Here is a 22,182-nt window from a genome sequence, read left to right as displayed (position 1 = left end):
CAGATACGCGACACTACCCGCCTGATGTTGAGGAGTGATCCATGCAACTGACGTTCGGTGACGCTGAGGGCCTGGGCAAGCGCAAGCAGACCCGGCGCGAGATCTTTCTGGCCGAGATGGAGCAGGTGGTTCCGTGGCAGCAACTGCTCGGTCTGATCGCGCCGCACTATCCGGTATCGGGCCGGCCAGGTCGGCAGCCGTACGCACTGGCGACGATGTTGCGGATTCATCTGCTGCAGCAGTGGTATGCGCTGAGCGATCCGGCGATGGAAGAAGCACTGCACGAGATCCCGACCTTGCGGCGGTTTGCCCAGCTCGGTGGCTTGGACAACGTTCCGGACGAGACCACGATTCTCAACTTTCGGCGCCTGCTGGAGACCCATGGCCTTGCCGCGCGGATGCTGGAAGCGGTCAACGCGCATCTGGCGCGCAAGGGCCAGAGCCTGCGGTCGGGCACGATCGTCGATGCGACGCTGATCGCGGCGCCCAGTTCGACCAAGAATGCCGACAACGCGCGCGACCCTGAGATGCATCAGACCAAGAAGGGCAATCAGTGGTATTTCGGGATGAAGGCGCACATCGGCGTGGATGAATTTTCCGGGTTGGTGCACCACGTCCATTGCACAGCCGCCAACGTCGCCGATGTCACGGTGATGCACACGTTGCTGCATGGCAAAGAAGACAGCGTGTTCGGCGATAGCGGCTACACCGGTGCGGACAAACGCGAAGAACTGCAGGCCTGCAAGGCTGCATTCTTCATCGCCGCCAGGCCCTCGACGATGCAAGCCCTCGGCAACAAACGCGAGCGTGCTCGGGAAAGACGTTGGGAACACTTCAAGGCCAGCGTGCGCGCGAAGGTGGAGCATCCATTCCGGGTGATCAAGCGCCAGTTCGGCTACACCAAGGTCCGCTATCGCGGCCTGGCCAAGAACACCGCGCAGGTGCTGACCTTGTTTGCGCTATCGAACCTGTGGATGAAGCGAAAGCAGTTACTGCCGACGATGGGGAACGTGCGCCTGTAACCCGGGCAACACCCTGCAAACGCGCCGGAAACGGCAAAAAAATCGAGGATCTGAGCGCCGTCAGCCTGGTCGATGTGGTTAGGCTCATCCTCCGATGCCGTTGATCAGACCATCCTTAGACAAAGTCGAATACGTCCTCTGCCTCCTTTGCTTCACTCAATGGCTCATGCTAAATAACCGCAGAAGGACGCGAGACATCACGCCCTATGACCGGAGCGGAAAAATCCTGATGACAGTTCAAAACACGCCGAAGAAGAGCAACTTCTATTTTCTGATGCCTGACCTTGAGTCTGGTCCTCAGCCCGGGGTCGTGTTCGAAAATGTAAAACAGCTGCTCACGCCTCCAAGGCTGATCTTGAGGCCAAATGACGGAGGATTTCCGCCTCTGACGGAAGTTCCGCGCTTGGTTTTTGATCCAAAAAAGGGCGTCATGCCCAGGGATCTGGAGGCAGGATTTAGTGGTTATTGGCTGATATCCGAGCGGCTGCACCAAGTGTTCTCCACGGTTGATCCAGAGGGCTTTGCCTTTGTTGAGTGCGATTTCCGGATGGAGGATGGCAGCAAGGGACCTCGCTATTTTCTGTGCGATGTCGTGCGAGTTCTGGATGCACTTGACGAAGAGCGATCAGAAGTTGAAATCGAGGTTAGCGACGAGTTCGTAGAAGGAAAATTTTATGACTTCACTGGCGGCGCAAGATTGGCGTTCAGAAATGATGCCGTGAAGGAAGCACATGTATTCAGTCTTAAATATTCGGGTGACTGCGTATTTCTTGACGAAACCATGAAGGATGCCGTGAGGAAAGCAGGAATAGGAATGAATGGAAATTCCGACGGACTTTGGCTTAGAGATTCTTCGAATTGGAAAGATGCTTGACTGCGTAGAGACCTCTCGCCATGCCTGCACGCACAATTTTTCAAGAACACCATATTGCTGAAAGGCAAACGCTACGAAACAGCAGACTACTTGGCGTTCTTCAGGAGGCTGATGCCTTCAATATCGATGCGCAACGCAACCTGATTTATATGCCAAGTGATCCAGCGCTTGCACAAGCGCTTGGGATATCCCCTCATAGCGGTGGACCGATAAGAGATTACCAAGACGGTTCCATAGCTCGATTGAGACGTCTATCGCAGACCGTAGACGGCCAATTAGCTGTAGCAGGCGATCCGGATGCCATCACGAGAATTACCCCGAAGGTTGATCGCCTGATCGATACGATGAGGGTTGGCTTAGTTAATGCGGACCTCTACACCAATGCGCCAATCGGCCAGGTTGCAGACGACATGCGGCCTGGCATCAATGCGTTTTTCAAGGGCGTGCTGAGCTATGACGAGAGGCTTGCATCTCAGATCGATGCAGTTCCAACGTTGCAAAGACCCGAGCTTGGCTGGTCATCAATCGTCCACTCCGAGCAGCGCGTCATCTCTACGCTTCAATACGTAGGGCAATCGAGCAACAACCTCACTAAAGGTGGTGACCCAGAGATTGGAAGAAATTCGCTTTCTCAAGCTATCGCCCAAGCCCATGCAAACGGTCGCCTAACGCTCTCCGACCAAAGCATCCTGCAGGTCGAAAACGTACTCGGAGAAGAAGCAGTACGACCACTCCGCATTCCCTTCGGCCAACGCGGCTTCGCCACTGCGGAGTTGCTGGCAGGCGACCTATCGGCTGGCCAGACACTGCGCGGCGCAGGCTTGCTCTCCACGGCAGTCGATACGGCCATCACAGGTCAACGCGCCACGCAGTTCCTCGGCCAGGACAATCCGCTCGCCGCGCAGTCGGAGCTGGTGCATTTCGCAGGCCGCAATGTCGGTGGCTGGGCCGGCGGTACCACCGCTGCCTACGCGCTGGGAAGTTCAGGCGCCGGGCCGATGGTGCTGATCGCGGCCGATGCGTATTTCATGAGCAAGGCCGGTGAGAAGGCCGCCGAGTTACTCGACAACCGGGCCATTTATCAGCAGACCGATCGCACCGGCGTGCAGTGGTCGTTCAACGGCACGGCCTGGACGCGCGACGGGATGGCCGACACCACGCGCGACGGCGTGAATAACCCCACCGCCACGCCAATCGTCGCCAGCTACGACAAAGCCCGCGAGTTGAACTACCAGGCCACCAATGCCGCTGCCGCGCTGGCACTCAAAGATGCGCACTCGCCTGCTGATCCCTATCGCCAGCCAGCCAACGCCACAGATCGCCCTAGCCTGAGCAGCGCCGACTGGACACGCGATGCGGCAAACGGCCAATGGCATCGCCAGGTCAAGACCGACATCACTGGGGCCAACGATCGCGGCAGCTACGTGCAAGAAACTGCCTTGCCGCCACGCGCGGCGGAACTGGATGCGCAGGCGCACGCCGTCATCGCCCGCAACATCGCCAACAGCCCAGGCGCGATCGCTGCGCGTTATGAGCTGGCCTATCACCGCAGCGGCTGGGCGGCCGATGGGCTGCCGATGTCGCCAGCGGTGCAGCAGATGTTGCCCGATCCGGATGCGTTGACTGCCTCCAACGGCCAGCGCTACTACCGCAATATCGATGGTCAGTGGACCACCAACGGCGCCCCGCCCGATGGCAACCGCGTGCTGGAACTGGAGACGACGCGCGCGATGCTGCAGCCCGCGCTTGCGGAGCAAGCCCAGGCGATTGCCGCCATTCAGCAATCGCCTCCGTCGCCGCAGGAGTTGCAGCGCGAGCAGACGCTCTACCGCTATCGCATCGTCGGCACGGAGTTGCAACCGCAGTGGCGCGAAGCGATCGAGCTCGCGACGCAGCGCACGCGTGAGTCAGAGGGACTCGTTGGCGATGGCGCAATGCAGCTGCAGCGCGGGCCGGGCGGCCAGTTCGGCGCCGATAGCCCCATTGCGCATCTGCAGCGCGGTCACGATGGTGTGGAGCGTGTTGCAGCACTCACCAGCACAGAGGAAATCCGCCAGGCGCTGCAGGAGGTGCAAGCACGGCAGCAACCAGCCGCATCCGCAAAACAGCTAGCCTCTACGTCGCGCCCATCCGATGGATCGGCAGATAGCGGCACATCTGGCTCCAACGCATCGTCCAGCCCGCAACTGGTTATGGATATGCAGGTGCGAATGCAGGCAGCCAGTGCAGTACAGGCGCGTCAGGAGCGTGACCAGCAGGAACGCCAGACGCAAGACCAGCAACTTGCGCAGACGCGCGCGCATGCGCTGCAGGAGCAGACCTCACACGAGGATCGAGCGCGAGCCACCCAGGCGCTGCAGGCGCATGCAGTGCAGGAACTTCAGCAGCAAGAATCGCAGCAGTTAGAACAGCGAGAGCATCAGACACAGGAGGTACAGCAACGCGAGCAAATCCAGCGTCAGGCACACGACAACCAACGGCACGAACAAGCACAGCAGCACACTCAGGAAACGCAGCAGCGGGAACAGGAGACAAGCCTGGCCCAGGATGCCCAGCAAAACCAAGAGGAGCACCACCAAGCGCAGGATGCTCAACATCCCGAGCAACAGCCGCTACACGCCCAAGCGGCTCTACAACTCGAACAGGAACGCAAGGAGGGCACATTATCGCGCGATCCTTACTCGCTCCATGCTCAGGACACGCAGCAGCGTGAAATGGAACAGCGTTCTAATCAGAACGACGGCGCGCAACTCTCTCAGGAGCAGCAGGCAGAACGTGGGCAGGCGCATGTAACAGACTTAGCGCAGCAGCAGGCGCAAGGCCAACACCCGCAAGAAGAGCGCTCGCACGAAGCCCATCAACAGACAGCGCAGCGCGCTGCGATCGCGCGCACATCGCCGACAGATCTGCAGCAGGTTGCGGACCCGCGCAGCGGCCCACAGCCGCCCAATGTGCAAGCCTCGGACGCTCATCACGATGCATCTGCACAACAGCGTGAGGAGCCAATGCAAGCGGACTTGGCCCAACTGGCCAACCCACACTCCGAGCCATCGCTCGCCACAACAGTCCCCTCAGAACGCACCGACGATCAACTAGGGCCTGTTAACACTAATGGCCCGAGCGATTAAACTATTGAGCATGGAGATCACGCCAGCACAATTTTCTCTGATCGAACACTGCCTGCCGGCGCAGCGCGGCAATGTCAGCATGACCAACCTGCAAGTGGTCAACGCCATCCTTTACGTTGCCGAGCATGGCTGCAAATGGCGCGGCCTACCCAAGCGCTTTGGCAACTGGCATACGGTCTACACACGCATGAACCGTTGGGCCAAGGCGGGTGTGCTGGACCGGATGTTCGCCCAATTGCAGAAGTCCCAGATCGTGCGCATCAAAATCGAAGCAGTCTCGCTGGACTCCACCAGCGTCAAGGTCCATCCCGATGGCACGGGTGCATTAAAAAAAACGGCCCGCAGGCCGTCGGCAAGTCCCGCGGTGGATGGAACACCAAGATTCATATGGTTGCCGCAGATGCTCGAACAGCCATCACCTTTGGATTGACGCCTGGCAACGTGCATGACGCACCTGCAGGCCGCGCGTTGCTTGAACACCTCGGGCCAGTGGAGCGGCCGATTCATTTGTTGATGGACCGTGCTTATGAAGGCAACGAAACCCGCCAGTTGGCGCTCGATCTTGGCTTCGTTCCGGTGGTTCCACCGAAATCCAATCGGGTCGAGCCTTGGGAATACAACCGGGAGATGTACAAGCGGCGCAACGAAGTAGAGAGACTGTTCCGTCGCTTGAAAGGCTACCGCCGGATTTTCTCGCGCTTCGAGAAGCTAGATGTCATGTTCCTTGGATTCCTCAGCTTCGTCCTAGTCGTTGATGGGCTTCGGATGTGTTAACAGGCCCTAACTCGGACACCACAGGCCCCAGCACTGGAAGCACCGGATACCCCCACAGCGTTGCTGTTGTCCGCACACCCTGTGCAAGCGACAGGGCTATCGCTAGAAATGCCTACCGCTGGCGGCTCCGTCGACATCCGCGAAGACGCAGCGGATGAGCGCCAGCCACCTTCTGTGTCCCAGGCAAATGAGCAGGATCCTCCTGCCACTGCTGTGCCCGCAGATCCGGACTCCTGGGCGGAAATAACGCGCTCCATGCGTGAGCTGCGCATCCAACTCGAACAGGATCTGGAAACAGAAACTCGCGTCGCAGAAGCGCGGCAAGTACGTGTGGAGCGTGGTGAGCAGCCGTTTACCGAGTTGGAACTTCGCGACGGGTATGATCCGGATGGCCCCTCTGCGTTGAGACAACCGGCGCTCGCACCGACACGCGTTGCGCCGCAAGGTAATGCCGGTACCGCTGTTGGGCAAGCGGCTGGCGAGCAGGACGATCGGCCACCGACTACGCGCAAGAACATCACCGGCGACCCCGATGTGGATGATCTGCTGTACGCCCTCGATTCCAAGAACGATCTTGCGATCGAACAGGCATTGAGCCGGGTTGCCAACAGCGCGCATAGCAATGCCCTCGCACAGCAGGGCCGCGAGCATCTGGAAGCCAAGGCGCAGCAAGAAGCGCAGGAAGAGGTGACCACACGCCAAGCGCTGGGCATGGACGTTTCGACAGAGGTACAGACCAGCCGTGGCCCGGTGATGGTGATGACGCTGCCGCAGTTTGCCAACAATCCCGCGATGCAAAGCGGGCCACAGGGTGACGGCGGTGGTGGCGGAGACGGCGGTGGCGGTGGCGGTGGAGGTGGAGGCGGTGGTGGATAGCCGGAACACGTGCAGCGACTTGAATCATCAAGAGAACACTATGGACATGCAGAACACCTCAGAGCTGCCCGATGCCAACGGCTCGGAACGCGCAATGAAAGAATCGATCCAGGCGATGGCAGCGGTGATCGGGGCGCTGCAGCGGCGAGAGCACGCACTGGAAGATCTAGTCCGGGAGCAGCTGCAGCTGCTTCAGATCGCGGTCAAAAACGCCGATCAGCGCGTCAATCGGGTGGTGGAGAATGCGCTTCCCCGGCTGACGCAATTGAGCAATCAGGCGCTGACGCAGACGCTGGAGCCGGTGGCCGAGCGATTCAACAAGAAGATGGCAAATGCGGAGCAGACGCTTCAGCAGGCCACCCAGCGCTATGCGCAGGCGCAGCAATCCCTGGAAACAACAGCCGCGCGACGCATGTGGATCGGCTTCATTACGGTGATCGTTGGAACCGTCATGTGCGTGGGTGCTGTGGGCTATACGGTCAAAGGCGCCCTGCCGGTTTTTGCCGAAGCCAAACAGCGTCGTGCGGAGATCGCCTATTTGGATCGCGTTGTACGCGCCGATCTGATTGCGTGCGGCAAAGACCGGCTCTGCGCCACTTTCGAGAAAAAAGCCACCCGCTACGGTGATAGTGGCCAGTATCGGGTGATTTCACTGCGCAAGCCAAACCCACAGTAACGGCTTACCAGGACAGGTCGATCTGCGGATGATTGCGCGCAAGGTGACAGTCCCTGTTCTGTCCGGACCAACCAGACGAAAAACCCTGGGAGATCGTAAGGTAGTCATCGTGAAGAAAGGCACGGCAGACCGCTGCCGACTTCAAGACGCATGCATGCGCTACCTGAGCGGCTATAAGCAGCCGCGAGCGATCGAATTCCGCTAGAAACTGCCGAAAGCCAACGTTGGCAAGATCCTGCGTCGCGGATTGCGGGATGCGCCCAAGCAGTAATCACAGACATGACTTGGCGCAGAAGCCAAGAACCTGCTGAAGATTCATACCGGAAGGCTCTCCCAACAATGGGAAAGCCCTTTGCGTTCAGACAGATAGCGCCGGTGTAGGATCCGTTTGTGGAGCCCGCACCGCCCGCTGCGCCACATAATCCGCCGGCGACCTCCTCGAGAAAAGCTCATGAGCATGATCGAAAAACTACAGCTTCAAACCGATCACTCCACGATTCGCACGCAGTCCAGTCACGCGGATAAAGGCCATTGGCTATTTATGCATGCCGATGCATCAACCGGTGTAAGGCCATGCTTCCGTCCGCAGTTGATGACGGAAATGCACGCCTACCTGGACGCGCTTTCTCATCCGTCAAAGCGTGAGCCTGGCTGCTTGCAAAGCCTCGTCCTCGCCTCTGACGCAAATGCATTCAACCTCGGTGGAGACCTGGATTTATTCGGCCACATGATTCGCGCACGTGACCGACAGGGTCTAATGCGATATGCGCAGAGTTGCGTACGTGGTGTCTTCCAGTTTCATCAGGGCTTGGCAGGCGACTTCAGAACTATTGCGCTTCTGCAGGGAGATGCACTGGGCGGTGGTCTGGAGATGGCATTGTCTTGCCACATGATTGTTGCAGAGGAAGGCATAGGCATGGGATTGCCCGAAATATTGTTCGGATTGTTTCCGGGCATGGGCGCGTACTCGTTCCTATCTAGACGCGTATCGCCCCAATTGGCAGAACGGATCATTCTCGACGGACGCGTCTACAGCAGCGAAGAAATGCACGCCATGGGCGTCGTGGATATGCTAGTCCCGCGCGGACAAGGTATCCAGGCAACCCATGAATTACTTACAAGGCAGCAGCGCGCGCCTCAGTCGTATTTGGCAATGAATCGCGCAAGGCGGCTATGCAATCCGGTCACGCATGAAGAGCTGTTGGCAGTGACGCAGGTATGGGTGGAGGCCGCACTGGAATTGGGAGAAAAATCCCTCAAGACGATGGATCGACTGGTGAAAGCGCAGACGCGCCGAGCTGCAAAGGGAATTGCCTGATTAGCATGACAGCATGCCGCAAGGGGAATCAGGCCCGGCTTACTGCCGGGCTTCTGGTCAGGACGCGTCTTCGTCCGAGTCCTTCTCGAACCGCTCTTTTGCGCGTGACTCAAGTGCAGCACGGCCCAACTGCAAATTGTGCTGTAGCTGATTGACGTGCATCTGCCATTCCGACTTGATCTGCGCATCGGACATACCCATCAGCTCACCACCCTGCTCTGCCAACACCACCAGTCCAAGATTGCTGGCGACCCCTTTCGTCGCATGGGCATGCTCACGCAGTCGCTCCCAGTCCGAGGCTTGGGCATCACCTGACATTGCGACGATGCACGATTCTGCATCAATCAAGCACTGACGGATGAACTCCTTCTCGAAGTTCTTGCCCATTCCAAGAGAGGCCAACTCATCGAGCACAGTGCCATCAAGAACACCATCCGGCGCCGATCCGATGCGTAGAGGTGCAAAGCTGACCCGCGTAAATTTGTCTTGTGTTGCAATTTCGGCGAGCGTGTCCAACAACTTCACCGCGACAATTGGCTTGGCAAGGAATGCATAGGCACCTGCCTGCTCACAACTGCGAATCGCTTCAGGCGTCACATCCGCACTCAATACGACAACCGGCGTTCTGGGTTGGTTTCCTGCCTGCATCACACGCAAGTGTTTTAACAAATCCAGACCACTGACACCCGGCATATGCAAGTCGACGATGGCTGCGTCGAAATCGGCCTCGGCAAGCGTATCCAGGACATGCTCGCCTCCATTGACGCATGTCACCTTATGGCCAGCCTTCTGTAGAAGGCGTTGCAAGACCATGCGGTTGGCAGCGTGATCGTCTGCCACCAGAATCTGCATCGAGCGCACGCGTGCCCGGTGACGCAGAAACGGGTCAGCGAAGGCAATAACGTTTCCGGCATCGCCATTCTCGAGCGTCGTACTACCTTGCTTCTTTGCGAGCGCATTGGATTCAACCACATATTCGAAAGGCAATTCAAACCAGAAATGGCTGCCGCCGCTTGGGTTCTCTTCAAAGCCGATCTCGCCACCCATCGATTCGACCAGGCCTTTGGCAATAGTAGTACCAAGGCCACTGCCCTCGAAACGTCGCGCTAGCCCATTGTCTGCTTGCTCGAATGCCTCGAACAAACGCGGCTGCATATCGACCGGCACGCCGATTCCACTATCGATCAGGTCAACACGCAGGCGCACCTTATTTGCAGCAGGACGCGCGACTACCCCGATGTTCACATCGACATGGCCTCGGTCAGTGAATTTGACCGCATTGCCCGCCAAATTAAGCAATATCTGTCGAAGATGTCCTGCATCGCCCTTGAGCAAATCAGGCACATCCGGTGCAATGACCACGGCGTATTCGATCCCTTTGGCCTTAGCTTGTGGCTGCAGGATCAGATCGATAGTGCCGAACAAACCCCGGAGCGCGAATTCGCGATGTTCGACCCGAACTTTACCTGCTTCAATTGCAGAGATATCAAGGACTTCCTCAACCAACGAAAGCAAGCTACGAGCGGATGCTTGAATGGTACTCAGGCACTCCCGCTGTTCTGCATCCAAACGGGTAGTTGCCAAGACTTCCGTCATGCCGGAAAGGCCGTTGAGCGGAGTACGGAATTCATGACTCATGTTGGCCAGGAAGCGACTTTTGGCTTCACTGGCGCGACGCGCTTCCGCCATAGCTCGGGTGAGCTTGTTGAGCAGGCCGGATAGATACAACGGAATCGCCGCAAGACCGAGCCAAAGACCGACCCCCAGACCAAAATTGCGTCCCCAGTAGTCATTGGTCAATAACGTGATGCCGAAACTCACCATCGCCATGGCAACAGCTAGATACAGATACTTGCTACCGAAGCGCAGGCCGTTACCGATAGTCACCCACATCACGACGACGTAGATGCAAGCCATCGGTTCGCCGATCGCACTCATTGCCATCGACATCAGACCGTAGTCAGCCAACATGCCGATGACCCGACGCGGATGTGAGCGCTGTGGCTTCCAGATAATCCAACTAAAGATCATCAATGCCAGCGCCTGGCTGAGGAGCGTCAGGCCGACTACGTAGAACAGCTGCGTTGCCGGCAATGCCCAGCGACCGGCGAAGAGCACCTCGTAGACAAGAATCAAAGCAACCATGGCAATACGGATCATTGCCTGACCATGTTCGCTGTCAGGACGATTCGTCAGCCGCTGCCGGATCCTTCCGAACGGATTCATCACCTATACCCCGGGTCGTGCCGATGCGGTCGAGAACTCCCCGCAGATCTGATCCAGCTGCGCGCGGCCGCGTAGCAGCGCATCCACGCAACGCGGGTCGAACAGGCGGCCGCGTTGGGCGTACAGATACGCAAGCGCAGCGTCCATGGTCCAGGCCTCCTTGTACGGGCGCGGCGACAGCAGGGCGTCGAAGACGTCGGCCACCGCCACGATGCGCGCTTCCAGCGGAATCGCCTCGCCCACCAGTCCGTCCGGGTAGCCGGTGCCGTCGTAGCGTTCGTGGTGACGTAGCGCGATCAGGGCGCCGACCTGGATGAAGCGGTTCTGGCTGCCGCTGAGCAGCTCGTAGCCGATGCGCGGATGCCGCTTCATGATGCTCATCTCGTCGTCGGTGAGCTTGCCCGGCTTGAGCAGCACCGAATCGGGAATGGCGATCTTGCCCATGTCGTGCAGCGGTGCGGCCATCTCGATGATGCGCACCTCTTCTTCCGACAGGCCGAGTTGCTCGGCGATCAGGCCGGCCACATGCGACATGCGCTCCAGGAACGCGCTGGTCCCCGAATCGCGGTACTCGATGGCGCGCGCCAGCCGCGACAAGGTTTCGCGTTCGCGCTCTTCGACCTCGTTCATGCTGGCCAGCAGGCGCTGTTCCAGCGACAGCGCGCGTTGCTTGACGCTTTCGCTCTGCTGACGCAGCTGCAGCAAATTGGCGCAGCGCGCGCGCAGTTCGCGCGGGCGGATCGGCTTGACCAGGAAGTCGATCACGCCGGCTTCCAGTGCGGCCTGACGAATCGGTTCGTCACCGACGATGGTGATCAGGATGATCGGAATATCGCGATGGCTTGGCAGCCGCCGTAGCCGGCGTGCGAACTCCAGGCCGTCCATGCCCGGCATGCGATAGTCGAGCAGCAGCAGATCCACGCGTCCGGCTTCGCACCAGGCGAGCGCGTCGAGCGGGTCACCGAAGTCATAGACCTTCAACTCCGGTGCGATGTCTTCGATGACGTGACGCAGCATCGTCCGCGCAGACATCTGGTCATCGACAATAACGATGTTCAATCCCAGATCCGCCTTTTCCGACCAGCTTCCCCATGTATCCGTCGACGATACACCGACCGGATTCCCTAAAACATCCTGCATAGCCGTTGCTCCTCTGTCTCGAGAACGGGAAAGCGATAACGCCGACGGTACTGCCGACTCCCCCGACGATACGCCATTCGGGGCTCCGCTCAAGCATATGCAGTATCTGTGCCGTCGGCGACCCGACGGCGCAGCGCATCAGGCTTCCGGACGCATATACGGGAACAGCAGCACATCGCGGATCGAGGTGCTGCCGGTCAGCAGCATCACCAGCCGGTCGATGCCGATGCCCAGACCTCCGGTCGGCGCCATGCCGTACTCCAACGCACGGATGTAATCGGCGTCGTAATGCATCGCTTCGTCGTCGCCACCATCCTTGGCCTGCACCTGCGCCTGGAAGCGCGCGGCCTGGTCTTCGGGGTCATTGAGCTCGGAGAAGCCGTTGGCCAGTTCCTTGCCGTTGATGAAAAGCTCGAAGCGATCGGTGTACCCCGGCTCGGTGTCGCTGGAACGCGCCAGCGGCGATACTTCGACCGGATGGTCGGTAATGAAGGTCGGCTGCACCAAGGTGTGCTCCACGGTGGCTTCGAAGATTTCCAGCAGCAGCTTGCCCCAGCCGTACGACGGCTTGACCTTGATCTTCAGGCGCTCGCAATGGCGCAGCAGCGCATCGCGATCGGTGCAATCGGCCGCGCTGATGTCCGGATTGTGATGGCGAACGGCCTCATCCATGCGCCAGCGCCGGAAAGCCGGCGCCAGGTCGATGTCGGCGCCATCCCAGTTCACCTGGGTGGTGCCCAGTACCGACTGCGCGGTATCGCGGATCACCTGCTCGGTCAGGTCCATGATCTCGTGGTACGTGGCATAGGCCTCGTAGAGTTCGAGCATGGTGAACTCGGGGTTGTGCCGGGTCGACACGCCTTCGTTGCGGAAATTGCGGTTAATCTCGTAGACGCGCTCCAGCCCACCGACCACCAGCCGCTTGAGATACAGCTCCGGCGCCACGCGCAGGTACAGATCCAGATCCAGCGCGTTGTGGTGGGTGGTGAACGGCTTGGCGGTGGCGCCACCGGGGATGTAATGCATCATCGGCGTTTCCACTTCCAGGAAACGCCGCGCGTCCAGCCAGGCGCGCATGGCGCGGATGATCTTGGAGCGCTTGATGAAGACCTCGCGCGCTTCCGGGGTCACGATCAGATCGACATAGCGCTGCCGGTAGCGCTGCTCCACGTCCGACAGGCCGTGCCACTTGTCCGGCAGCGGGCGCAGCGACTTGGTCAGCAGGCGCAACGCAGTGGCCTTGACCGACAGCTCGCCGGTCTTGGTGCGGGTCAACCCGCCCTCCACCGCCACGATGTCGCCAACGTCCCAGCCCTTGAACGCGGTGTAGGCATCGCCGAGCACATTGCCCTGCAGAAACAGCTGCACGCGCCCGGATTCGTCCTGGATCTGCGCAAAACTCGCCTTGCCCATCACCCGCTTGGCCATCAGGCGGCCGGCCATCTTGACCGTGCGGCCGCTCGCTTCAAGCGCCTCGGGGGTCCAGGTCTCGGCATCGGCGAATTCGGCCTGCAGGTCGCCGGCGAACTGTTCGCGCACGAAATCGTTGGGATAGGCGATGCCCTGGCTGCGCAACGCGCCCAGTTTCGCGCGACGCTCGGCGATGAGGCTGTTCTCGTCGGCGGGGATCTGCGGCGCGGGGGTCTGCTCGGTCATGGCGGGAATCGATCTGCTATGGGTCGGGCGCGTGCCCGGTGGGGAGTGAGGAACCGGACTTGCTGGTTCCTGCTTTGTTTTACGGTGGGACTGTGACGACTGCGCGGTGCAGCAGTGTCGACTGTTGGGCAATCTGCAGCCGCTGCACGATCAGGACGCATTGCGGCCGCAGGTAGCGCGAGGTCGATATGCGCGCAGGCACATCGACCTCGCACAGCGATCAGGCATCCAGGCGTTTGGAGCCTGCCGCCAGACCGGCCTTCAGGCTGGCCTCGACGAATTCGTCCAGGTCGCCGTCGAGCACCTTCTGCGTATCGCTGCGTTCGATGCCGGTGCGCAGATCCTTGATGCGGCTCTGGTCGAGCACGTAATTGCGGATCTGGCTGCCCCATCCGATGTCGGACTTGGTGGCTTCCAGCGCGTCGCGTTCGACGTTGCGCTTCTGCACTTCCAGCTCGTACAACTTGGCGGCCAGCATCTTCATCGCGTTGTCGCGGTTCTGGTGCTGGCTGCGACCGGTCTGGCAGGCCACCACGGTGTTGGTCGGAATATGCGTGATACGCACCGCCGATTCGGTCTTGTTGACGTGCTGACCACCGGCGCCGGAGGAGCGATACACGTCGGTGCGCAGATCGGCCGGGTTGATGTCGATCTCGATGTTGTCGTCCACTTCCGGCGACACGAATACCGAGGTGAAACTGGTATGTCGGCGATTGTCCGAATCGAACGGCGACTTGCGCACCAGCCGGTGCACGCCGATTTCGGTCTTCAACCAGCCATAGACGAACTCGCCTTCGATGCGGATGGTGGCCGATTTGATGCCCGCGACTTCGCCGCCGGACACTTCCATCAGCTCGGTCTTCCAGCCGCGCGACTCGGCCCAGCGCAGATACATGCGCAACAGGATTTCGGCCCAGTCCTGCGCCTCGGTGCCACCGGCGCCGGCCTGGATGTCGACGAACGCGTTGGCGCCGTCCATCTGGCCGGAGAACATGCGCTGGAATTCCAGCTTCTCGACGTGCACCTGATACTTGTCCAGGTCGGCAAGCACCGCCACAGCGGTGTCTTCGTCCTGCTCGCTTTCGGCAAGCTCCAGCAGGTCGGCGGCGTCGGCCAGCCCGGCCAGCACGTCGGCAATGCCGATGACGGTCTTTTCCAGCATCGAACGCTCCCGGCCCAGCGCCTGCGCGCGCTCGGAGTCGTTCCACACATCGGGGTTTTCAAGCTCCCGGGTGACTTCCTCTAAACGCTCTTTCTTGACGTCGTAGTCAAAGATACCCCCTGAGCGAGAGCACGCGATCGTTGAGATCGGTGATGCGCTGGCGGATCGGATTGGTTTCGATCATGACGGACTTCCGGCAAACAAGCCCGGTAGTTTAGCAAGCGGGCGGCGGCGGCGGAACGCGGCGGTGGCCATGCCGGGTCGCAGCGTTCTGCGGGCACAGCAAGCATCGATAAGCGCCGGCCGCTGCAGTCGGCAGCCGGGCCGGCGCACAGGTCAGGTGCCGGGGCGCTGACTGACCCAGGCCGGACAAAGGCGGCATTGCATACGATCGGCGCCGCTCCACTCAGCCAGCCGGTGCAGCCTCGACACGTTGCGCGACGGGCGCCTGCCCGGCCACTGTCCGCAACGCAGCCAGATAGCGGCGGCTGCATGGCAGTACCGTTGCATCGGTCAGGTGCACGCGGGCATCGCCGGATTCCAGCGGTTCGATCGCCTGCACACGTGCCAGCTTCACCAGGTAGCTGCGGTGGATGCGCACGAACACCGCCGGATCGAGTTTGGCCTCGATCGCGGCCATGGTGCTGCGTAACGGGTAGTCGTGGCTGCGCACGTGCAGATTGACGTAGTTGCCCGAGGCCTGGACCCATTCGATGTCGGCGGTGGCGACCAGGAAGTCGCGTCCCAGCTTGCGCACCAGAAAGCGTTGCGGGCGATCCAGCGGCTCCACCGGCGCGCCTTCGTCCGGCGCGGCCAGCAGATGCGCCTCGCCCTGCCGACGCCGCCCATACCAGGCCAGCGTGTGTTGCAGCGCCACCAGCAAGGCGAAGGTGCGCAGATCCTTGGAGAGTTCGTACACCCACTGCAAGCGCCAGCCACCGAAGTCGTAGTGCGCCCCCACCGCGAGATAGACCAGCTTGCGCAGCAGCACCATGCCGCTGACGTGCAGCAACCACCAGACCAGCCCGGCCGCCATATAAAGCGGAATGCGCCGCTGCCAGACATCGGCATGCAACGGCCAGCGCCGGCATAGCCAGAGCAACAGCGGCAGGAGCAGTAACGAGGCGGTTGCGCTACTCAGCTCCCAGGTCAGCACCTGCCATAGCAGCAACGGCTGACCATCGCGACGCGCCGCCAGCCATGCGGTCGCGGTGTTGCCGAGCGCACTGCCATAGAAAACCAGCAGCCAGATCAACGCCACCCAGCGCTTGCCCGCGCTGGCGTTGCTGCCGGTATCAGGTGGAATGGCCCCGGATGCTGGTGAATTCATCCGCGCATTCTAGGCAAACCGTCTGCCTGCCGTCCTCGGTTCGTCCCTGCAGTACCGCAACTGGTCACTCAGGGACAGCGTTGCCACCCTTGGTGCATCTGCATGGGCCGGATGTGCCGAGGATGCAGGCATGCCTTCTATCGACACGACCATGACCGAGCGCCGCCACGATATCGATGCCTTGCGCGTCTTCGCCTTTGCACTGCTGATCCTCTATCACGTGGGCATGGCCTATGTGGCCGACTGGGATTTCCACCTCAAGAGCGTGCACACGGCGCAGTGGTTGCAGTGGCCGATGATCGTGCTCAATCGGTGGCGGATGCCGTTGCTGTTCATGATCTCCGGCATCGCGATCGGGCTGGCGCGGCCGCAGGCGAAGCCATGGCGCTTCGCCTTGCAGCGCTGCGGGCGGTTGCTGCCGCCATTGCTGTTCGGCATGTTCGTGGTGGTTGCGGTGCAGGCGTATTGCCAGGGCGTGAGCAACGGCAAGGTCAGCCCGGGCTTGGGCAGCTTCCTGCTGCGCTACTGGCAGGTGCGGCCATGGCCAGCCGGCAGTTTCGATGGCTGGCAGCACGGCATCACCTGGAATCATCTGTGGTATCTGGCCTATCTGCTGCCCTACACCGTCGCGTTGATGGCGTTGGTGTCGCTGACAACGCGGCTGCGGTTGGCCGCGTTGCCTCGCTTGCCCGCTGCGCTGGCGGTACCGGCACTGCTGCTGTTGCCGATCCTGTGGGAAGCGTTCTGCGTCCTGTGGGTGATGCCGCGCCACCCGCCGACCCACGCGCTGGTCGGCGACTGGTTCGTGCATGCCGAATCGTTCCCGTTGTTCGTGCTGGGGTATCTGCTGGCACGTCGCGAGCGCTTCTGGGCATGGGCGGTGCAGCTGCGCTGGATCACCCTGGGCGCTGCGGTGTTGGCGATCGGCACCGAACTGGGCATTCGCTATGTCGGTATCCATGGGCAACCTACGCACCTGGGTGCAACGCTGACTGCGTTGCCGTGGGAGACGATCGAACACAGCGCACGTGCCGCCTACACCTGGCTGGCGCTGCTGACGATCCTTGGCTGGGCCAGGCACCGTTTGAACCGTCCGTTCCGCTGGCTGCCTTACTGCACCGAAGCCGTGTTTCCCTGGTACATCCTGCATCAGAGCCTGATCATCGTGGTGCTCTACTGGCTGATGCCGTTGCACTTGAATGCCTGGCTGGAACCGGCGCTGGTGATTGCCGCCACCGTGATCGGCTGTCTGGCACTGCATGAATGTGCGATTCGCCGCGTGCGCTGGCTGCGTCCGTTGTTCGGATTACGTGGACGCACGCAGCGTTCGACGAGGCAGCTCGACGTCATGCAAATGCCGTCATGAACACATTGCGCACCGATGGCGCTGTTTGGCGCGCGATGGACTGGACGGCCTATCCGCAGCAACGCAAGATGCGCGCCGGACACGCTCTTTCGAAGAACACCATGCGCCCCACCCTGCTTGCCGCCGCCTTGTTGCTCACGCCCGTCGCCGCCCTTGCCGAGGCCCCGGTCGGCATCGCCTTCGACCATGAAGACTGGACCATCGCCTGCGACAACACCCGCACCTGCCGCGCTGCCGGTTACCAGCCGGACGAAGGCGACAGCACGCCGGTGTCGGTGCTGTTGACGCGCAAGGCAGGCGCGGGGCAAGCGGTGACCGCTGAGCTGATGCTGGGCCAGTACGACGAGGTCAAGATGCCGGCGTCGCTCACATTGCGCATCGACCAGCGCGATCTGGGCAAGCTGGCGCTCAATCGCGACAGCGGCACCGCGCCGCTGACCAACGCACAGGTCACCGCACTGCTGGCCGCGCTGACCCGCAGCAGCACGATCGTGGCGGTGGGCAACGATGGTCGCCGCTGGCAGCTGTCCGATCGCGGCGCGGCGGCGGTGCTGCTGAAGATGGACGAATTCCAGGGCCGGCTGGGCACGCGCGGCGCACTGGTGCGCAAGGGCGATCGCGACGAAACCGCCGTGCTGCCGGCCGTGCCGGTACCGCAGATACATGAAGCCAAACTCGCCGCCCCGCAAGCGGCCGATGCGCGCCTGGGCAAACTGCCGGCGCTCTATCAGGCGCTGCGTGCCAGCTTGCCGGCCAACGACGAATGCAAGGGGCTGGACGCAAGCACTGCGCCGGAACCGCTGACGATCACCCGGCTCAGCAGCGACAAATTATTGGTGTCGACCGACTGCTGGATGGGCGCCTACAACGTCGGCACAGGCTACTGGGTCATCAATGCGCGCGCGCCGTTCGCGCCCACCTTGATCACCACCCAGGCCAGCGATCTGGATGAGGCGACCATCCTCGCATCGCACAAGGGGCGCGGTCTGGGCGATTGTTATAGCCAGGCCAGCTGGACCTGGGACGGCCGCCGGTTTGTGCCGACCTCCAAATCCACCTCCGGCCTGTGCCGGCTGGTGGCCGCGGGCGGCGCGTGGGAATTGCCGACGCTGGTGACCGAGGTCAAAAAGTCACCTTGATCGAGGCGAGGACAGTGCGAGTGAGTGCTAGCGCCAGTGCGCGCTTGCACTGTCTTGCAAGACGCTTTGAGCGGCGAATGAAGCTACTTTGCGGCCATCAGGCGTGCGGCCGCTAGGGCATGTACCACCGCGCAAATGCCGCTTGTGAGTGCGCCGTCAAGTGCAGAGCGGCTGATCCGCGACTTGGCTGCAGGGCCCTTGCCCGCCCACCATCGCGGGACACGCCGCAAGTACGTCCATGTAGGCTCTTACGCGGCATCCATGCCGCGTAAGGTCCCGCGACGGTGGGCGGGCAAGGACCATCGAAGATGGTCGATGTGCGTGGTTGCAAGCAGAGCATGACGTGTGTTTCTCGGATCACGGCGCCTCCGATCAGCTTCCCAGTACATGCCGAACAACACAGGCCTTAGAGAAAGCACCTACAGACTTGTCATCGCGAATCGCGTGGGTCACTGGAAAACAAGATGACCAATCGGCTTGCCTTGACCAGGTCATGGAGACGACAAGCCGAGGCGGCAGCGTGGCCGAGGATTGGCGGAGAGCGGCACTCAGGATGTGCCGCGGCGAAGAGTCAGACAGGATGTCTGACCGAGCCGAGGAGCCGATCCCCGGCCGCGCTGCCGCCCCTACCGAAGCCAGCGACTGACAGCCGCGCGCTTAGAACCGTACCCTCAGCGCCCTACACGGACGGATTCACGGCGTGTCCCGCGAGCGGTGCGGTGAGGACACCGCGCCCTCGACCAACGCGGCTTGGAAACATCCAGATGAGGCCAGGTGCAGCCAACAAAACGTAGAACGAACGCTGGGCCCGCAGATCAGCCAGTGACGGTTGCCGGCTCGCAATGCTCGACGATCAATTGCACGGCCGTGCCGCCGCGATAATCGTCGCTGACCAGGCGATAGGCCAGCCGCACCATGCGGCCCGGCTCACTGCCGCGCCAGCCGTTGAAGTGGATCGCATTGAGCGGCTCGGCGCGCCCGGGGCAACGCAGCGTCAACTTGAGATGGCGCTCCTTGAGCACGCGGCACTGCAGCACCTCGAACCGACCATCGAACAGCGGTTCGGGAAAGCCCTGCCCCCACGGCCCGGCCACGCGCAGCGCTTCGGCGTGCAGGTGATCGAGTTCGTGCGCGGCCAGTTCGCCATCGCTTTGGAGTTCGGCGTGCAGTAGCGAGGCATCCACCATCGATTGCACTTGCGACCGGAATGCCTGTTCAAACGTGGCCAGCGCGGCGTGATCCATGCTCAACCCGGCCGCCATCGCATGCCCGCCGAACTTCTGGATCAGGCCAGGGTGGCGCGCATCCACCGCCGCCAGCACATCGCGGATATGCAGGCCGGGAATCGACCGTGCCGAGCCGCGCAACAGGCTGCTGCCCGGCTCGGCCGGCGCCAGCGCGATCACCGGGCGATGCAGGCGGTCCTTGAGTTTGGAAGCGACCAATCCAATGACGCCGGGATGCCACTCGGCATCGAACAGGCAGGCCGCGATCGGCAACGCGCCATCGGCATCCAGCACCACCTTGGTGACGGCTTGCTCGGCGTCGTCGGTCATCAACTGCTGCACCGCGCGGCGCTCTGCGTTGATCTCCTCCAGGGTGCCGGCGATCTCGCGTGCGCGGCTCCAGTCTTCGCTGAGCAATAGCTCGATGCCCAAGGCCATGTCTTCGAGCCGGCCCGCGGCATTGAGGCGTGGGGCGAGCGCGAATCCGATGTCGCTGGCGCTCAGGCGCGCCACATCGCGACCGCTGGCATCGATCAGGGCGCGCAGTCCGATACAGCCCCTGCCCTCGCGCAAGCGGCGCAAGCCGGCCGAGACCAGCGCACGGTTGTTGGTATCCAGCGGCACCAGATCGGCGACGGTGCCGACCGCGACCAGATCCAGCAACACCGACAGATCCGGTTCCGTACGGTCGGCAAATGCGCCGCGCGCGCGCAGCACACTGCGCAGCGCAAGCAGCACATAGAAGATCACCCCGACGCCGGCCAACGACTTGCTCGGGAAGGCGTCGTTGGCCAAATTCGGATCCACGATCGCATCGGCAGGCGGCAACACCTCGCCGGGCAAATGGTGGTCGGTGACCAGCACGGTCCAACCGCGCGCCTTGGCTGCGGCCACACCGGCGTGACAGGCGATGCCGTGATCGACGGTGACCAGCAGATCCGGCTGCAACGCGGCCAGTTCGTCCACCAGCGCAGGCGACAGGCCATAGCCGTGCACCATGCGATTGGGCACTGCATGATGCACATCCAGCGCGCCGAGCATGCGCAAGCCGCGCACGCCAACCGCGCACGCGGTGGCGCCATCGCAATCGAAATCGCCCACCACCAGGATGCGGCGCTGGTGTGCGATCGCATCGGCCAGCAGCTCGGCGGCAGCGTCGCTGTTGTGCAGCAACTCCGGCGAAAGCAGTTGCCCCAACCGCGGATGCGCACCGTGCGTATCGGTGACGCCACGCGCGCCATAGATGCGGCGCAACAGCGGCAACATGGAATCGGGCCAACTGCCGGCCTGCCCGGGCGGGCGCCGGACGATCTGCGGAGTGGACGTCATTGCGCCAGCTGTAAGCGCGGCTTGCGCCAGAAACGCCAGCGTTGCGCGTGCGTCAGCGAGACGGTTTGCCCGTCCTGAAAATCCAGTACCAGCCGATCCAGCTCGCCACGTGCCATGGCCGCCAACAACGGCGCCACCGCATCGTCGCTGAATTGCTGCAGCGAGCGCAGATGACGCAGATCCACCAAGGCATCCACACGCTGCTCGCCCTGCGCATCCGCGCCGGCCGCCAGGGCCAACGCACGCAGCAGCGACTCGCGGCTGCGCACTTGCCGATGCGGCGAGCTCACCGCATGCGGCAGCACGCCGCCGCCCCAGAACCACAGCGAATTGATCGCCGGTTTGCCACTGGCCACGCGGCCTTCGTTCCAGGGATGTTGATGCAGCAGCACCTGCGCTTCGGTCAACAACGCGCGCCAGCGTCGGCCGACATCGCCAGCGGGAAGATGCTCGAACAAGTCGTCGCCGATCGCCAGATCAGGCGGCGCGAATTCCGGCAGTTTGGCATCCGGCGACAAGCGCAGATACCAGCGCGAGGGGGTTGGCGCATCCAGCAGAAACCCGGCATCGCCGAACATCGGCTTGAGGATCGGCAACAACACCTCCAGATCTTCTGCCGTGGGACCAAGCGCCTCGCCATACCCCATCAATCGCGCGCCCTGCATGTCCGGCACCACATAGGCCGGATCGGCACGTACCCAGGTCGCACCGGCGGCGTCGCCGGCATCGAGCTGACGGGTCAGCGCGGCCACCGGCCACTGCGCAGGCGTCAAGCTGAAGTGGCGTTGCAACTGCGCCACTTCGCCGGGCGCGGTGCTTTGCTGATCGGCACGCGCAAGCGCACGCGCCACCGGCGTGTCGCCCAACTCGCCGGGTAGACGGCGTGTTTCCGGCAGCAGCAGCGTTGCGGTCGTCATCGGTCGGTGGCGTCGATCAATGG

General features: G+C 61.9%; 14 protein-coding genes and 3 pseudogenes. 10 read left to right on the top strand and 7 right to left on the bottom strand.

Going from position 1 to position 22,182, the window contains the following annotated elements:
* The first annotated feature begins 41 nt into the window (after positions 1-41).
* From NMB96_RS16150 to NMB96_RS16120, 8 genes and pseudogenes are all read left to right on the top strand, one after another.
* Positions 42-1,022, top strand: a complete 981-nt coding sequence (locus NMB96_RS16150) for an IS5 family transposase (protein WP_183086593.1) — start codon at positions 42-44, stop codon at positions 1,020-1,022.
* A gap of 229 nt (positions 1,023-1,251) precedes the next feature.
* Positions 1,252-1,896, top strand: coding sequence for a DUF1629 domain-containing protein (locus NMB96_RS16145; protein ID WP_023903858.1), 645 nt, complete (start codon positions 1,252-1,254; stop codon positions 1,894-1,896).
* A gap of 302 nt (positions 1,897-2,198) precedes the next feature.
* Positions 2,199-4,988, top strand: a pseudogene (locus NMB96_RS16140) (hypothetical protein); the annotation flags it as partial.
* 46 nt (positions 4,989-5,034) lie between these two features.
* A protein-coding gene (locus tag NMB96_RS16135; RefSeq protein ID WP_095574585.1) for an IS5 family transposase occupies positions 5,035-5,798 on the top strand; the annotation gives its coding sequence in 2 pieces (ribosomal slippage) (positions 5,035-5,350 and positions 5,350-5,798; 765 coding nt in all).
* Between the two features lie 12 nt (positions 5,799-5,810).
* A pseudogene (locus NMB96_RS16130) lies at positions 5,811-6,674 on the top strand (hypothetical protein); the annotation flags it as partial.
* Positions 6,610-7,350 (top strand): hypothetical protein, encoded by a 741-nt coding sequence (locus NMB96_RS16125; RefSeq protein ID WP_255085266.1) that lies wholly within the window; start codon positions 6,610-6,612, stop codon positions 7,348-7,350. The pseudogene NMB96_RS16130 and the gene NMB96_RS16125, both read left to right, overlap by 65 nt.
* Positions 7,351-7,421: 71 nt before the next feature.
* Positions 7,422-7,621 (top strand): annotated as a pseudogene (locus NMB96_RS23555) (long-chain-fatty-acid--CoA ligase); the annotation flags it as partial.
* 180 nt (positions 7,622-7,801) lie between these two features.
* Positions 7,802-8,668 (top strand): crotonase/enoyl-CoA hydratase family protein, encoded by an 867-nt coding sequence (locus NMB96_RS16120; protein ID WP_023903855.1) that lies wholly within the window; start codon positions 7,802-7,804, stop codon positions 8,666-8,668.
* Positions 8,669-8,725: 57 nt separating this feature from the next.
* Here NMB96_RS16120 and NMB96_RS16115 read toward each other — a convergent pair whose 3' ends face one another.
* The 5 genes from NMB96_RS16115 to NMB96_RS16095 all read right to left on the bottom strand — a co-directional run bounded on the left by NMB96_RS16115 (position 8,726) and on the right by NMB96_RS16095 (position 16,182).
* Positions 8,726-10,894 carry an ATP-binding protein gene (locus NMB96_RS16115; protein ID WP_023903854.1) on the bottom strand — a complete coding sequence of 723 codons (2,169 nt, stop codon included), beginning with the start codon at positions 10,892-10,894 and terminating at the stop codon, positions 8,726-8,728.
* A 3-nt stretch (positions 10,895-10,897) separates the two neighbouring features.
* Positions 10,898-12,034, bottom strand: coding sequence for a cyclic di-GMP phosphodiesterase response regulator RpfG (rpfG, locus tag NMB96_RS16110; protein WP_006451240.1), 1,137 nt, complete (start codon positions 12,032-12,034; stop codon positions 10,898-10,900).
* 138 nt (positions 12,035-12,172) lie between these two features.
* Complete coding sequence (lysS, locus tag NMB96_RS16105; RefSeq protein WP_023903853.1) at positions 12,173-13,690, bottom strand: lysine--tRNA ligase; 1,518 nt, start codon at positions 13,688-13,690, stop codon at positions 12,173-12,175.
* 220 nt (positions 13,691-13,910) lie between these two features.
* Positions 13,911-15,036, bottom strand: a protein-coding gene (gene prfB, locus NMB96_RS16100) for a peptide chain release factor 2 (RefSeq protein ID WP_104591659.1) whose coding sequence is annotated in 2 segments (ribosomal slippage) — positions 13,911-14,960 and positions 14,962-15,036 — 1,125 coding nt in all. Because the reading frame shifts where the segments join, the coding sequence is not laid out codon by codon here.
* 222 nt (positions 15,037-15,258) lie between these two features.
* Entirely contained in the window at positions 15,259-16,182 is a 924-nt protein-coding gene (locus NMB96_RS16095) for a LytTR family DNA-binding domain-containing protein (protein ID WP_255085265.1), read from the bottom strand.
* Between the two features lie 151 nt (positions 16,183-16,333).
* On the opposite strand from NMB96_RS16095, the gene NMB96_RS16090 reads away from it, so the two are divergent.
* Together NMB96_RS16090 and NMB96_RS16085 are read left to right on the top strand one after the other, a co-directional pair.
* Positions 16,334-17,548 (top strand): acyltransferase family protein, encoded by a 1,215-nt coding sequence (locus tag NMB96_RS16090; protein ID WP_023903849.1) that lies wholly within the window; start codon positions 16,334-16,336, stop codon positions 17,546-17,548.
* A 101-nt stretch (positions 17,549-17,649) separates the two neighbouring features.
* Positions 17,650-18,687 carry a DUF1176 domain-containing protein gene (locus NMB96_RS16085; protein ID WP_043889768.1) on the top strand — a complete coding sequence of 346 codons (1,038 nt, stop codon included), beginning with the start codon at positions 17,650-17,652 and terminating at the stop codon, positions 18,685-18,687.
* Between the two features lie 815 nt (positions 18,688-19,502).
* On the opposite strand, the gene recJ is transcribed toward NMB96_RS16085, so the two are convergent.
* Positions 19,503-21,242 (bottom strand): single-stranded-DNA-specific exonuclease RecJ, encoded by a 1,740-nt coding sequence (recJ, locus tag NMB96_RS16080; protein ID WP_255085264.1) that lies wholly within the window; start codon positions 21,240-21,242, stop codon positions 19,503-19,505.
* Entirely contained in the window at positions 21,239-22,159 is a 921-nt protein-coding gene (locus NMB96_RS16075) for a hypothetical protein (protein WP_023903846.1), read from the bottom strand. Before NMB96_RS16075 ends, recJ begins: the two co-directional genes overlap by 4 nt.
* Positions 22,160-22,182 lie beyond the last annotated feature (23 nt).

The sequence above is a fragment of the Xanthomonas hortorum genome, assembly GCF_024339125.1.
In the GTDB taxonomy this organism is placed as follows: domain Bacteria; phylum Pseudomonadota; class Gammaproteobacteria; order Xanthomonadales; family Xanthomonadaceae; genus Xanthomonas; species Xanthomonas hortorum.
The sequence above is the reverse complement of the archived record's forward strand: the minus strand, read 5'-3'. Positions and strand labels throughout refer to the sequence as shown.